The 14374-nt window shown below is 66.4% G+C and carries 12 protein-coding genes; 3 read left to right on the top strand and 9 right to left on the bottom strand.

All coding sequences use genetic code 11. From position 1 onward, the window contains the following. Positions 1 to 42: 42 nt before the first annotated feature. Entirely contained in the window at positions 43 to 2235 is a 2193-nt protein-coding gene (locus SY91_RS18235) for a hypothetical protein (RefSeq protein ID WP_023474489.1), read from the bottom strand. 470 nt (positions 2236 to 2705) lie between these two features. On the opposite strand from SY91_RS18235, the gene SY91_RS18230 reads away from it, so the two are divergent. Genes SY91_RS18230 through SY91_RS18220 form a run of 3 tightly spaced genes read left to right on the top strand, consistent with a single transcriptional unit; the run spans position 2706 to position 5804 of the window. After that, entirely contained in the window at positions 2706 to 3770 is a 1065-nt protein-coding gene (locus SY91_RS18230; protein WP_023474487.1) for an acyltransferase family protein, read from the top strand. 35 nt (positions 3771 to 3805) lie between these two features. Continuing rightward, positions 3806 to 4852 carry a GDP-mannose 4,6-dehydratase gene (gene gmd / locus SY91_RS18225; protein ID WP_006479324.1) on the top strand — a complete coding sequence of 349 codons (1047 nt, stop codon included), beginning with the start codon at positions 3806 to 3808 and terminating at the stop codon, positions 4850 to 4852. Next, complete coding sequence (locus SY91_RS18220; RefSeq protein ID WP_023474486.1) at positions 4839 to 5804, top strand: NAD-dependent epimerase/dehydratase family protein; 966 nt, start codon at positions 4839 to 4841, stop codon at positions 5802 to 5804. Before gmd ends, SY91_RS18220 begins: the two co-directional genes overlap by 14 nt. 102 nt (positions 5805 to 5906) lie before the next feature. Here the strand turns inward: SY91_RS18220 and SY91_RS18215 are convergent, their stop codons facing one another. The 8 genes from SY91_RS18215 to SY91_RS18180 all read right to left on the bottom strand — a co-directional run bounded on the left by SY91_RS18215 (position 5907) and on the right by SY91_RS18180 (position 14366). Beyond that, positions 5907 to 7097, bottom strand: a complete 1191-nt coding sequence (locus SY91_RS18215; RefSeq protein WP_023474485.1) for an O-succinylhomoserine sulfhydrylase — start codon at positions 7095 to 7097, stop codon at positions 5907 to 5909. Between the two features lie 260 nt (positions 7098 to 7357). After that, a complete protein-coding gene (gene purF, locus SY91_RS18210) occupies positions 7358 to 8890 on the bottom strand; it encodes an amidophosphoribosyltransferase (RefSeq protein ID WP_006479327.1) in 1533 nt (510 codons plus the stop codon). 51 nt (positions 8891 to 8941) lie between these two features. Beyond that, complete coding sequence (locus SY91_RS18205; protein ID WP_006479328.1) at positions 8942 to 9436, bottom strand: CvpA family protein; 495 nt, start codon at positions 9434 to 9436, stop codon at positions 8942 to 8944. Positions 9437 to 9443: 7 nt separating this feature from the next. Continuing rightward, positions 9444 to 10280: an SPOR domain-containing protein gene (locus SY91_RS18200; RefSeq protein WP_023474484.1), complete on the bottom strand. Its 837-nt coding sequence runs from the start codon at positions 10278 to 10280 to the stop codon at positions 9444 to 9446. Between the two features lie 29 nt (positions 10281 to 10309). After that, on the bottom strand, positions 10310 to 11620 hold the full coding sequence (folC, locus tag SY91_RS18195; protein ID WP_023474483.1) for a bifunctional tetrahydrofolate synthase/dihydrofolate synthase: 1311 nt from the start codon (positions 11618 to 11620) through the stop codon (positions 10310 to 10312). 99 nt (positions 11621 to 11719) lie between these two features. Continuing rightward, the gene (accD, locus tag SY91_RS18190; protein ID WP_009691548.1) at positions 11720 to 12592 is read right to left on the bottom strand and encodes an acetyl-CoA carboxylase, carboxyltransferase subunit beta; all 873 of its coding nucleotides are present in this window, start codon (positions 12590 to 12592) and stop codon (positions 11720 to 11722) included. 64 nt (positions 12593 to 12656) lie between these two features. After that, a complete protein-coding gene (gene trpA / locus SY91_RS18185; RefSeq protein ID WP_023474482.1) occupies positions 12657 to 13472 on the bottom strand; it encodes a tryptophan synthase subunit alpha in 816 nt (271 codons plus the stop codon). Between the two features lie 42 nt (positions 13473 to 13514). Then, entirely contained in the window at positions 13515 to 14366 is an 852-nt protein-coding gene (locus tag SY91_RS18180; protein ID WP_023474481.1) for a DNA-methyltransferase, read from the bottom strand. Between the last annotated feature and the right edge of the window lie 8 nt (positions 14367 to 14374).

Raw genomic sequence — 14374 nt, 5'->3', positions numbered from 1 at the left:
TAGCCTTGTGTGACGTTGACGCCGACGACGGCGCGCCGCCCGTCACGGTTTCCAGCGGTACATGAGCACCTTGCCGCGCGCGTCTTCCTCGACGAACACCAGGTACTCACCGTTCTCGCGCCGGAACGCACTGATGCCGAACGGCACGTCGACCCAGCCCGACGCCTTGCCGACCTCGGCGCCCGGGCTCATCACGCCGACTTCCTTGCCGGTTTCCTTGTCGTACACGTGGATCTTGCCGACCGGCTCCACCGTGAAGAGGTAGCGGCCCTCGACCGTGATCCCGATCAGGTCGAAGATCGGCTTCGCATCGAGCTTCCACGGCAGCGCCACCTGGTAGCGCGCGACCGGCGAGCCCGTCGACCACTTGTCGAAGCGGATCAGCACGCGCCCCACTTCCTTGTTGATGCCCGGCTGCGGCGGCGCGTCGGCCGTGTAGCCGGTCACGTACAGCGTGTCGGTCTGCGGCTCGTAGATCGCGCGGCGCAGCTGCGTGAACGGCTGCGGCATCGGGTAGGTCGTGACCTTGTCGTACGAATAGATCGGGTTGCCGGCCTTGTCGACGCCGCCGTACTGGAAGCGGTGGATGCCACGCACGTCGCTCGTGCGCCAGATGTCGCCCTTCGTGTCGACCCACCAGCCCCAGCCGCCCGCCTTCGCCTTGCCCGTCGTGTTGATCTCGGACTCGTCGGCATCGATCCGGCCGTTGCCGTTCGCGTCGCGCCACAGCCAGTCGCCGCCCGGCGGCTTGTTCGGCACCTTGTCGACCGGCCGCGCACGGCCTGCGATCAGGCCGGACGGAATCGCGACCTCGCCGTCGCGCTTCGCGTCGAACCGGTAGATCTTGAGGTGATCTGCGTACATGTCGGTCAGGTACAGGAACGTGCGCCCGTCGACGCGCCGCGCGATCGGCATGCCCGGATACTGATCCGTGTGGAACACCGGGTCGTCCGGATACTTGAAGCGGTTCGACAGGAAGCCGACGTATTTCCAGTCCTGGCCCGGCGGCTTCGACAGGTCGAGCTCGAAGCGCTTGTTGCCCGTGTACACGCTGTTCGGCCGCGCGGGGTCGAGCCACGCGCCGTCGACGAACAGCAGCCCCTGCACCTGCCAGCGCAGCTTGCCGTCCGGCGTGTAGCTTTCCAGCACCGCGCCGAGCCCCGCGCCGATCGTGTCGTGGCGCGGCCCGATCCCGTTCATCGATACGTAGATGTTGCCCGCGCGGTCGACGCCGACGCCGGTCAGCCCGTTGAAACGCTGCGGGCCCGGCCGCCCCGGCACCGGGCCCGCGAAAATGCCGCCGCGCTCGCCGAGCGTGCCCGACGGCGCATAGCCGTTGCCGCCTTTCGAGAAGATCAGGATCTGCTGGCGCGGCCCGTTGTCCGCGACGAGCACGCGCCCTTTCGCGTCGACCGCCACGTCCACCGCGTCGGTGCCTTCCGGCAGCGCCGGCGCGTCGTCGAGCTTGCGGCCGTCGGCCCGCACGTGCACGAGATGCGCAGGGCCGCCCAGCGTATCGGTCAGCAGCCACAGCGTGCCGTCGCCGGCGAGCGCGATGCGGCCCGGCTCGTGCGCGCTCCACGTGCCCTTCTGCTGCATCGTCTCCGCGTCGTAGACATCCACCACGTCGCGCGACGGATTGGTCGCGAACAGCGTCTTGTCGTCGGCCGCGAGGCCGCCCACTTCCGCCTTCGCCTCGCCCACTTCCGAGCGCGCGGGCGCCGGCACCTCGTTCATCATCATGAAGCTGGCGGCCATCCGTGCGCGGCCGGTATCGGCGCGCCCGCCCGGCGCGACCTGCGGCGCCGCGCGAAACGGCGCGGGCTGCTTCATGTCGCCAATCGTGCGCCGCGAGATGCCGAACCATTGCTTGCCCTTGTCCGGCCAGATGCCGGGCGACTGCAGGTGACCGCGCTCGTTGCCGACACCGATCGCGACATACGCGTACTTGCTGTTCACCGCGATCGCGCTGCCGCCGAGATTGCCCCAGCCGTGCGTGCCGCCGGCGAAGCCGAGCATCTTCCCGTCCTGGTAGACGCTCGCCTCGGCGCCACTCTCGTCCCACGGCGCATTCGTATACACCTTGCCCTCGGGCGTCACCGCGATCGCGCGGATGTCGATCTGCGTCCATGTGCCATCGCCATAGCCGAACGTGTTGCCGATCCACGAGGTCGTCGCGGGCAACACCGTTTCGGCCGGCGCGGCGCTCGTCAGCAGCACCGCGCATACCGTCATGCCAACCAGAATCAGACGTCGCAATGCGCTTCTCCAGACTCGATGCAACAGCGACCGGCGCTGCCACGGATCGCCCGCGGCCGCGCCCTGTCGCTAAATGGGTTTCAAACGTCGCGATGCAGGTTACAAGCAAAAATAATCACAAGAAATTTGGAAATATTTGGGGATGTTTCTGCCTGAAATATCGAGCCGGAACAGCGAATAAACGACGCCCAAAAACGGCAATAACGACCGCCTTTTTCCGCGCCACCACGTAGAAAATTCCGCTCCGCGCCGCCTGGTGAGCCCGTCCGGGCGCCAACCTTTCATGCCGCGATCGTAATAATCGGCATTTGCCTATTTATCGCCCGCTAACCGACGCGCGTTTTTTTACCGATTTCTTTTCCCTAGAATCGGTTTCGATTCCATATTCGATTTAAAGGCATGCAATACGTACACGCATTGGATGCGGGTCGTGAAGGAGCCGCGCGATGACGGCCCTGGCGCGCCCCGCCGACCTCGCCCCGCCGCACCACGGCCGGATCGTGCAGCTCGACGGGCTGCGCGCGATCGCGGTGGGCGCCGTATTTCTGCAGCACGCGCTGAAGGCGCCGCTGTGGATGGGTGTCGACCTGTTCTTCGTGCTGAGCGGCCTGCTGATCACCGGCATCCTGCTCGATCGCAAGGCGCGCGGGCAGTCGTACTTCAGCCACTTCTATGCCCGCCGCGTGCGCCGCATCCTGCCGCCGTACGTGCTGCTGCTGGTGGTGTCGACGCTGCTGTTCGGCGCGAGCTGGCTGCCGCACTGGCCGTGGTTCGCGTTTTTCTCGACCAATATCGGGCTGTCGCTCGGCAGCATCGGCCATGACAGCCTGAACGTGCTGTGGTCGCTCGCGGTCGAGGAGCAGTTCTACATCTTCTGGCCGTTCGTCGTGCTGTGGTGCTCGGAGCGCGCGCTGCTGTGGATCGCGGCCGCGCTGGTCGTCGCGGCGCCGGTGCTGCGCGCGATCGCGACGCCGTGGTTCGATTCGTTCTGGCCGATCTACTACCTGACGCCGTTCCGGATGGACCTGCTCGCGGCCGGCGCGTTGCTGGCGATCGTGCTGCGTCGCGACCGGCGTGCGCTGGAGCCGTTCTATCCGCTCGCGATCGTCGGCGCGCTCGTGTCGCTCGCGATCCTCGGCTGGCTGCACCTGTCGTTCCCGCGCTTTCGCGCCGCGAACACGCCGCTCTCGAACGCGGCGCTCTACAGCATCTCGCTGCTGCTGTGCACGTCGATCGTCGTGATCGCGCTGCGCGGCCGCGGCCTCGTGCAGCGCGTGCTGACGAACCCGATGCTCGTCTACGTCGGCACCGTCAGCTACACCGTCTATCTGATCCACCTGAGCGTGCTGTACGCGCTGTGGCCGCTGCACCTGAACCGCTTCGTCACGGCCGTGCTCGCGCTGGCGATCACGCTCGCTTACGCGACCCTGAGCTGGTACGGCTTCGAACGGCGCCTGACACGCGGGCCGGCGCGCCGCGCGGTGCCGGCTGCCGCCGGCACGACCGCCTGAATTTCATCATCCATCGCTTCTACCAGGACAACGCCATGAGCCAAACGCGTAAAAAGGCCATCATCACCGGAATTTCGGGGCAAGACGGTGCGTACCTGACCAAACTGCTGCTCGACAAAGGCTACGAAGTCACCGGCACCTACCGCCGCACCAGCTCGGTGAACTTCTGGCGTATCGCCGAGCTTGGCGTCGACACGCACCCGAACCTGACGCTCGTCGAACACGACCTGACCGACGCAGGCTCGAGCCTGCGCCTGCTCGAACGCACACAGCCGGACGAGCTCTACAACCTGGCCGCGCAAAGCTTCGTCGGCGTGTCGTTCGACCAGCCGGCGACGACCGCCGAAGTGACCGGCATCGGCCCGCTGAACCTGCTCGAGGCGATTCGCGTCGTGAGCCCGAAGACGCGCTTCTACCAGGCGTCGACGTCCGAGATGTTCGGCAAGGTACAGGCCATTCCGCAAACGGAAACCACCGCGTTCTATCCGCGCAGCCCGTACGGCGTCGCGAAGCTGTACGCGCACTGGATGACCGTGAACTATCGCGAATCGTATGGCCTGTTCGGCAGCAGCGGGATCCTGTTCAACCACGAATCGCCGCTGCGCGGCCGCGAATTCGTCACGCGCAAGATCACCGACACGATCGCGAAGATCAAGCTGGGCAAGACGACCAAGCTCGAGCTCGGCAATCTCGACGCGAAGCGCGACTGGGGCTTTGCGCTCGAATACGTCGAAGGCATGTGGCGCATGCTGCAGGCCGACGAACCCGACACCTACGTGCTGGCGACCAACCGCACCGAAACCGTGCGCGACTTCGTGCGGATGGCGTTCGCGGCGGCCGGCTACCAGATCGAATGGACCGGCAAGGGCGAGCAGGAGCGCGGCCTTGATGCGGCGACCGGCAACGTGCTCGTCGAAGTGAATCCGAAGTTCTACCGCCCGGCCGAAGTCGACCTGCTGATCGGCTGCGCGGACAAGGCGAAAAGCAAACTGGGCTGGGCACCGAAGACGACGCTCGAACAACTTTGCCAGATGATGGTCGAAGCGGATTTGACGCGGAACCAACACCATGACACGTTCTGAAACCGGGCGTCCGTCGCGCCGTGCATTCGTCACGGGCCTGACGGGCTTCACCGGTCGCTACATGGCCGAACGCCTGCAGGCGGCCGGCTATGACGTCTGGGGCACGGTCGCGCCCGGCACGCCCCGCCCCGCCGATCCGGCGTTCGCACACTGCACGCTGCTGCCCGCCGACCTGCTCGACGCGGAGGCCATGCGCGCGGCCGCGGCCGATGCGCGCCCCGACGCGGTCGTGCATCTCGCCGCGCGTGCGCACGTCGCGCAGGACGAGCCGTCGCAGACCTACGCGGTCAACATCGTCGGCACGCGCAACCTGCTGGCGGCGCTCGCCGGCCTCGACCGCCGTCCGTCGGCGGTGTTGCTGGCCAGCAGTGCGAACGTCTACGGCAATTCGACGGCCGGCGTGCTCGACGAAACCGTCGCGCCTGCCCCGGCGAACGACTACGCGGTCAGCAAGCTCGCAATGGAATATGCGGCGAAGCTCTGGGCCGACCGGCTGCCGATCGTGATCGCGCGGCCGTTCAACTACACCGGTGTGGGCCAGAGCGACGCCTATTTGCTGCCGAAGCTCGTCGCGCACTATGCGAGCAACGCGCCGCGGATCTCGCTCGGCAACCTCGACGTGAGCCGCGATTTCTCCGACGTGCGCGACGTGACGGCCGCCTATCTGAAGCTCATCGAAACCGCGCCGGCCGGCGAGACGTTCAACGTCTGCTCGGAGCGCGCGTATTCGCTGAAGGAAGTGCTGGCAATGCTGTCGCGCATCGCCGGTTACGTGATCGACGTGACGATCGACCCGCGCTTCGTGCGGCACAACGAAGTGAAAAGCCTGAGCGGGTCGCGCGACAAGCTGCGGCGCGCGGTGGGCGAATTGCCGGTCACGCCGCTCGACGAAACGTTGCGTTGGATGGTGGACGCGATGCGTGCCGCACCGCCCGGGCACGCCGCTGGCTGAACGTCGGCGAAACGCACGCGACGGCATACGCCGAAATGACAACGGGCCGCTCTCTCGAGCGGCCCGTTTTCATTGACGCCCAGCCAAAAAGTGCTATCTCGCTCAGCCGTCCAGACCACGCGCCAGATCGTTGCGAACGTCGCCCGCATGCTCGAGCCCGACCGCCAAGCGGATCAACCCCTCGGTGATCCCCGCCGCCGCACGCGCTTCCGGCGTAATCCGGCCGTGCGTCGTGGTGGCCGGATGCGTGATCGTCGTACGCGTGTCGCCGAGGTTGCCGGTGATCGACACCAACTTCGTGCCGTCGATCACGCGCCATGCGTTCGCGCGCTGCTGCTCGGGCGTGTCGCCCTTCAGCTCGAACGACACGATCGCACCACCCGCCTTCTGCTGACGCTTCGCGAGTTCATGCTGCGGATGCGATTCGAGCCCTGGATAAAACACGCGCGCCACCGCTGGATGCGAGTCGAGCCAGCGCGCGATCTCCAACGCGTTCGCCGACTGCTTCTCGACGCGCAGCGACAGCGTCTCCATCCCCTTCAGCAGCACCCAAGCATTGAACGCCGACAGCGTCGGGCCCGCGCTGCGCACGAACGGGAACACCTTGCCCATGATGAATTCCTTCGAGCCGACCAGCGCACCGCCGAGTACGCGGCCCTGCCCGTCGAGGAATTTCGTCGCGGAGTGCATCACGACATCCGCGCCGAGCTTCAGCGGCTGCTGCAGCACCGGGCTGCAGAAACAGTTGTCGACGACGAACAGCGCGTTCGCCGCCTTCGCGATCTTGCCGATCGCCTCGATGTCGGCGAGCTCGGTCAGCGGGTTCGACGGCGTCTCGAGGAAGAACATCTTCGTTTCCGGCCGCACCGCTTCCTGCCACGCGTTCAGGTCGGTCGGGTCGACGAAGGTCGTCGTGATCCCGAACTTGCTGAAGATCTGCGAGAACATCCCGAGCGTCGAGCCGAACAGGCTGCGCGAGCTGACGAGGTGGTCGCCCGCCTGCAGCGCGGACATAACGACCGACATGATCGCGGCCATGCCCGACGCCGTCGCGATGCACGCCTCGCCGCCCTCGAGCGCCGCGAGACGCTCCTGGAACATGGTGACGGTCGGATTCGTGAAGCGCGAATAGGTGAAATAGTCTTCCGAATTCGCGAAGCGCTCGGCCGCGTCGGCCGCGCTCGAGAAGCAGAAGCTCGACGTGAGGAACAGCGCTTCCGAATGCTCGTTGAAGTCGCTGCGCAGCGTGCCCGCGCGCACGGCAAGCGTGTCGAAGTTGAGGGAGTCGTCCATGTTCCGTTTTCCGTATTCGAGGGCCGCGCCGACGGTCGTTCATGCGGCGCGGACCCGGTCAAAACCGAGGCCAAAAAACAAAAAGCCCGCTATGCGTCGGCATCAGCGGGCTTCGGTGCGGTACGACAGCGATCGACTCGGGCCGGCTGCCGCCGGCCTTCGCTTTAGCTGTTTTGGGAAGTTGCCCCGCGTCCGCAAGCTGATATCAAATCGACGCAAGGCCACATCCTATCACGCCTCGATAAAAGCGTGCGCCGGCGTTACTCGACCGACAGTTGCAGGTTCATCTGCGAACGCTCGGTATCGCCGGCCGTATCGCGATCGGCCTGCGACGCCGGCGCGAGGCGCGCGCGCTCGATCGCATCGAGGTACTCGGGCGTCACCGCGCCGGTGATGTAGTTGCCATCGAAACACGATGCCTCGAAGTGCTCGAGCTTCGGGTTGATGTCGCGCACCGCGCGGCGCAGATCGTCGACGTCCTGATAGATCAGGTGGTCGGCGCCGATGATCTTCGCGACTTCTTCGTCGGTGCGGCCGTGCGCGACGAGTTCGCCACGCGTCGGCATGTCGATGCCGTACACGTTCGGGAACTTCACGGGCGGCGCCGCCGACGCGAAGATCACCGACTTCGCGCCCGCATCGCGCGCCATCTGCACGATTTCGTGCGAGGTCGTGCCGCGCACGATCGAATCGTCGACGATCAGCACGTGCTTGTCCTTGAACTCGATGCTCATCGCGTTGAGCTTCTGGCGCACCGACTTCTTGCGCACGGCCTGCCCCGGCATGATGAAGGTCCGGCCGACGTAGCGGTTCTTGAAGAAGCCTTCACGATACTCGACGCCGAGCTTCGCGGCGACCTGCATCGCCGCCGGGCGCGACGAATCGGGAATCGGCATCACGACGTCGATCGGCACGTTCGGCAGTTCGCGCTTGATCTTCTCGGCGAGATAGTCGCCCATGCGCAGGCGCACGTTGTAGACCGGCACGCCGTCGAGGCACGAATCCGGACGCGCCAGATACACGTATTCGAACATGCACGGATTCAGCGTCGGGTTCTCCGCGCACTGCTGGCTGTGGAAGTTGCCGGCCTTGTCGATGAAGATCGCTTCGCCCGGCTCCAGGTCGCGCACGAATTCGAAACCGATGCCTTCGACCGCCACCGACTCCGACGCGACCATCCACTCGGTGCCGTGCTCGGTCTCGAGCTTGCCGATGCACAGCGGCCGGATGCCGAACGGATCGCGGAACGCGAGCAGCCCGTAGCCGGCGATCAGCGACACGATCGCGTACGAACCCTGCAGGCGGCGATGCACGCCCGAGACCGCCTTGAACACCGACGCCGGATCGAGCTCGAGGCCCGTGGTCGACAGTTGCAGCTCGTGCGCGAACACGTTGAGCAGCACTTCGCTGTCGGAATTGGTATTGATGTGCCGGCGGTCGATCCGGAACATCTCGTCCTTCAGTTGCTGCCAGTTCGTCAGGTTGCCGTTGTGCGCGAGGATGATCCCGAACGGCGCGTTCACGTAGAACGGCTGCGCCTCGGCCTCGCTCGACGCCGAGCCGGCCGTCGGGTAGCGCACCTGGCCGATGCCGTAGGTGCCGGGCAGGCTGCGCATGTTGCGCGTGCGGAACACGTCGCGCACCATGCCGTTCGCCTTGTACATGTGGAAATTGCTGCCGTCCGCCGTCGCAATGCCCGCCGCGTCCTGACCGCGATGCTGCAGCAGCAGCAGGCTGTCATAGATCAGCTGATTGACCGGGGATTGGGAGATAACGCCTACGATGCCGCACATGGCATGTCCTTCAGAATGACAAAATCGGTTCCGTCCTGCCCGGCCGCGTCGTCACACGCGTACGTACTGGGCCATGCCGTCGGGCAGGAGCTGCTTCAGCTCATGCACGCCCTGTTCGGCAAAAGGACGCAAGAGCGCATTGCGCCAGAAATCCTGTTTGGGCAATTCGGTCAGCCCGGCCGCCGCGACCAGCAGCACCACCAGCACGCAGCCGCGGACGAGCCCGAACATCATGCCCAGCGAGCGGTCGACGCCGCCCAGGCCACTCGCCTGCGCGATCCGCGACAGCAGCGCGTTCGCCACGCCGGCGACCAGCACGACGCCGATCACGAGCAACGCGAAGGCGATCACCCACTGCGTCAGCGCGCCGCCCGGCCAGTTCGCCGGAATGTACGGCACGACCAGCCCGACGTAGCGGCTCGCGATCACGATCGCCGCGATCCAGCCGATCAGCCCGAAAATCTCGGACACGAAGCCGCGCCACGCGCCGCGCAGCGCCGACAACACGATCACCGCCAATACAGCGTAGTCGAAAGCCGTCAGCATCGTGGCATTACTGCGTCAGACCGGCTTCGCGCACTTTCGCGATCGCGGCGGAGGCCGCCGAACGATCCGCGAACGGGCCGGCCCGCAACAGTGTAGCCGTGCTGCCGTCTGCCTGCTTGCGATGCTCGACATATGCGGGCACACCCGCCGATTTCAACTTGGTCGCCCACGAACGGGCCGTCGCGTCGTCCTTGAACGAGCCGAGCTGCACCGCGAAGCGCGCACCGGCCGGCGATGCCGGCGACGATGCGTCGCCGCTGTCCGGGCTCGCGGCGCCGTCATTCGCGACGGTTGCGGGCGCAGGCTTCGGCGTGGCCGGTTTCGCGGCGGACGCAGCCGGCTTCGGCGCGGGCTTCGGCGGCGTCACGCTCGCCGTGGTGGTCGTATCGGGTTTCGCGGCCGGCTTCGCGGCATCCTTCGGCGCGGGCGCCGGTGCGGCCGCAACGGCCGTATCGGAGGCCGGCGGTTCGTCGTGCGCGACACCCGCCTGCACGTCGGACACATCGTCGTCGCGCGGCGCGACCGCCTGATGCGCGGGGCGGTTCGGGATGTCGATCGCGATGTCGTCCGTGACCGGCTTCGGGTGCGAATCGAGCACCATCGGCAGCACGATCACCGCGGCCACGACGAGCGCGATCGCGCCGACGAGGCGACGGCGCGCGCGTTGCTTTTCTGGAAGGGTCGGATCGAGGAGCAGTGCATCCGATTCCGGACGCTCGGTGCGGCGCGAGCGTCGCTCGACGCGTTCAGTGCGCTCCGTGCGCACGTTCCGGGAGGCCCCGGTGCGACCGCCGCGCCGCGGGGGCGCGTCGTCGTCTTTCTTGCCGAACGAGAAAATTCCCATGAATGGCTGAGTCCGAAACTGCCCGTCAGTCAGTGTTGCTGCGATTTACGGTAGGCCAGCACGCCGGCAACCGTATGGAAACTGCCGAAAACCACGATTCTATCATTCTCGGATGCTCTTTTTAGCGCATCGCGAAACGCTTCCGCGGGCGACGCGTACCGCGTCACGCTCGAATCAGGCCCCTCCTCCACGCCGGCCTTGCGCAGCGCGGCTTCGAGCTGCTCCGCGGAGGCCGCGCGCGGCAGCGGCAGGTCGGTCACGCACCAGTGGTCGATCTCGCCCTTCAGGTGCTGCAGCACGCCGTCGATATCCTTGTCGTGCATCGCGCCGAACACCGCGTACGTGTACGGGAAGAAGCCCATGTTGCCGAGGTTCTGCTCGAGCACGGCCGACGCATGCGGGTTGTGCGCGACGTCGAGCACGATCGCCGGCTTGCCCGGCAGCACCTGGAAGCGCCCCGGCAGCTCGACGTTGGCCAGCCCGAGCCGGATGTCCTGCGCGGACACCGGCAGCACCGGGCGCAGCGCCTCGAGCGCGGCGAGCGCGGCCGACGCATTGATCAGTTGGTTCGCGCCGCGCAGCGCCGGATACGCGAGCGCCGGATAGCGCTTCTCGCGGCCGAGATAGCTCCATTGCTGACGCTCGGCGCCCGCCTGCGCCTCGTAGCGGAAATCGCGGCCGACCAGCCACAGATCGGCGCCGATCGCTTCGGCGTGGTCGATCAGCGTCTGCGGCGCGGCCGGATCGCCGCAGATCGCCGGCTTGCCCGCGCGGAAGATCCCGGCCTTCTCGAACGCGATCTTCTCGCGCGTGTCGCCGAGGTATTCGGTGTGGTCGATGTCGATGCTCGTGACGATCGCGCAATCGGTATCGATGATGTTGACCGCGTCGAGCCGGCCGCCGAGGCCGACTTCGAGAATCACCGCATCCAGCCCGCGCGAGGCGAACAGATGCAGGATCGCGAGCGTCGTGAATTCGAAATACGTGAGCGATACAGGTTCGGCCAGCGACGTGCGCGCGGCTTCGACGGCCTCGAAATGCGGCAGCAGCTCGTCGTCGGTCACGTTCTGCCCGTTCACGCGCGCGCGCTCGTTGAATTCGAGCAGGTGCGGCGACGTGTGGCAGCCGACCTTGTAGCCCGCGCGCACGAGGATCGTCTCGAGGAACGCGCAGGTCGAACCCTTGCCGTTCGTGCCGCCGACGGTGATCACCGGGCACGCGAATTCGAGCTGCAGCGCCGCCTTGACCTGCCCGATACGGGTCAGGCCCATGTCGATGCCGACCGGGTGCGCGCATTCGAGATGCGAAAGCCACGCGTCGAGAGTGGGAAAAGTGCTCATCGGATCAAATCTGGATCGGTACCGCCACTACGCCAAAAAACGAAGCGCGCCGCCTGACGTTGAAGCCAGGCGACGCGCAGAGTCACAACCTTGCGCCGGTCAAGCCAGCGCGTCGGCCGGCTGTCGCTGCAGCAGCGCGAGCAACTGCGCGATCTCGTCGCGCATCTTGCGACGGTCGACGATCATGTCGATCGCGCCCGTCTTCAGCAGGAATTCGGCGCGCTGGAAGCCTTCCGGCAGCTTCTCGCGGACCGTCTGCTCGATCACGCGCGGGCCGGCGAAGCCGATCAGCGCCTTCGGCTCGGCGATCACGACGTCGCCGAGGAACGCGAAGCTCGCCGACACGCCACCCATCGTCGGGTCGGTCAGCACCGAGATGAACGGCAGCTTGGCTTCCGCCAGCTTGGTCAGCATCGCGGTGGTCTTGGCCATCTGCATCAGCGACAGCAGGCTTTCCTGCATCCGCGCGCCGCCCGATGCCGTGAAGCAGATGAACGGCACGTGCTGCTCCAGCGCGTTCTGCGCGCCGCGCGCGAAGCGCTCGCCGACGACCGAACCCATCGAGCCGCCCATGAACGAGAACTCGAAACAGGCCGCGACGACGGGCAGCGTGTGGATCGCCCCGCCCATCACGACCATCGCGTCGGTCTCGCCGGTTTCGTCCATCGCTTCCTTCAGACGATCGGGGTACTTGCGGCTGTCCTTGAACTTCAGCGAGTCGACCGGCACGATTTCCTGGCCGATTTCATAGCGGCCTTCCGGATCGAGCAGCCCGTCGAGGCGCTCACGCGCGCCGATGCGCATGTGGTGATCGCACTTCGGACACACGTGCAGGTTCGCGTCCACGTCGTTGCGATAGAGAACGGCCTCGCAGGACGGGCACTTGACCCACAGGCCTTCCGGAATGCCCTTGCGGCTTTTCGGGTCGGTCTGCTTGATCTTCGGCGGCAACAGTTTGTCGAGCCAGCTCATCGTATGGTTTCCTGTTCCGTGGCGGGGCGGGCCAACCGGCCCGTTCCCGCTTCCTGTGTTGTGTTTATCGCGCCGTGTTGCCCGCACCGTCCAGCGCAGCGCGCAGCTCGGCGATGAAAGTCTTCAACGCGGCAGCGGCGCCTTCCGGCGCGGCGCTCTCGAGCAGCTGCACGAGGCGGCTGCCGATCACGACGGCGTCCGACACTTCGGCCACCGCGCGCGCCGTTTCGGCGTCGCGGATACCGAAGCCGACGCCCACCGGAACCGGCACGCGCGACTTGATGGCCGGGATTTTACCTGCAATGCTCGAAACATCCAGATTTCCCGCGCCGGTCACGCCCTTGAGCGACACGTAATACACGTAGCCGCTCGCGATCTTGCCGACGTCGGCGATGCGTGCGTCGGTCGATGTGGGCGCAAGCAGGAAGATCGGATCGATCTGCGCGGCACGCATCTTTTCCGCGAACACGCCCGCCTCTTCCGGCGGATAGTCGACCACCAGCACGCCGTCGACGCCGGCCGCATGCGCTTCGGCCGCGAACGTGTCGACGCCCATCCGTTCGATCGGGTTCGCATAGCCCATCAGCACGACGGGGGTTTTGAGGTCGGTTTCGCGAAAACGCTTCACGTCGGCGAGCACGCTCTTCAACGTGACGCCGCGCGCGAGCGCGCGTTCCGACGAGCGCTGGATCACGGGGCCGTCGGCCATCGGGTCCGAGAACGGCACGCCGAGTTCGATGACGTCCGCGCCGCCCGCGGCGAGCGCGTGCATGAATTCGACGGTTTTCGCGGGATCGGGGTCGCCGGCGGTGATGAACGGGATCAGGCCCTTACGGCCTTGTTCGGCGAGCGCGGCGAAGGTCTGCTGAATACGGGACATGGCAATTTTTCCTAGATGCATGCGGCGATGCGGCGGCGCGATTCACGCGCACGCCGGCGCGGCGAGCGCGCTCACGCGCTCGTGCGCGATCGCACAATAGCTTTCGTTGATCTCGTAGCCGACGAAGTCGCGCCCCTGCCGTGCGCAGGCCACCGCGGTCGTGCCGCTGCCCATGAACGGATCGAGCACGCGGCCGCCCGGCGGGCAGCTTGCGAGCACCATCCGCTCGATGATTTCGAGCGGCTTCTGGGTCGGATGATCGACGCGCTCCGCGTGCTGCCGGTGCAGGCGCGAGACCGACCAGACGTCCTTCGGGTTGTAGCCCATCTCCAGCCACTTGCTGCCTTCGAACAGCTTGCGCGAGCGGGCCTTCTTCGTATCGGCGTCGTACGGGATGCGGACCGGATCGAGATCGAAGTAATACGCCTTCGAAACCGCGAAAAGGCCGATGTTGTCGTGCACCGACGTGAAACGGCGCGTCGTGCCGCCCATGCTCGGCACGCGCCGGTCCCAGATGATCTCGTTGACCATCGTGAGCTGCGTCTTCAGGAAACTGAAGATTTCCGGCGCGTACTGCCACGTGCAGAAGATGTACATCGACCCGCTCGGCTTCAGCTTCGGAATCGCGAGCTCGAGCCACCCGCGCGTCCACGCGAGGAAATCGTCGCCCGAACGCTTGTCCGAATCGTTGCCGTAGTCCTTGCCGAGCCCGTACGGCGGATCGGCGACGATCAGGTCAATCGACGCATCCGGCAGATACGCGGCATGGGTCAGGAAGTCGCGGTTGTGCAGTTCGATACCGGACGGCAGCGCGCGCGGCGCGGCAGCGGCGGGCTGAACCGCCTCCGCCTCGCTCGCGGCGCCGCCGCCCGGCTCTTCGATCAGGTCACGCATCGGTCGGG

The organism is Burkholderia cenocepacia (assembly GCF_014211915.1).
Taxonomy (GTDB): Bacteria; Pseudomonadota; Gammaproteobacteria; order Burkholderiales; family Burkholderiaceae; genus Burkholderia; species Burkholderia orbicola.
Note: the sequence above shows the minus strand (reverse complement) of the source record. Positions and strands in the feature narration are given on the sequence as shown.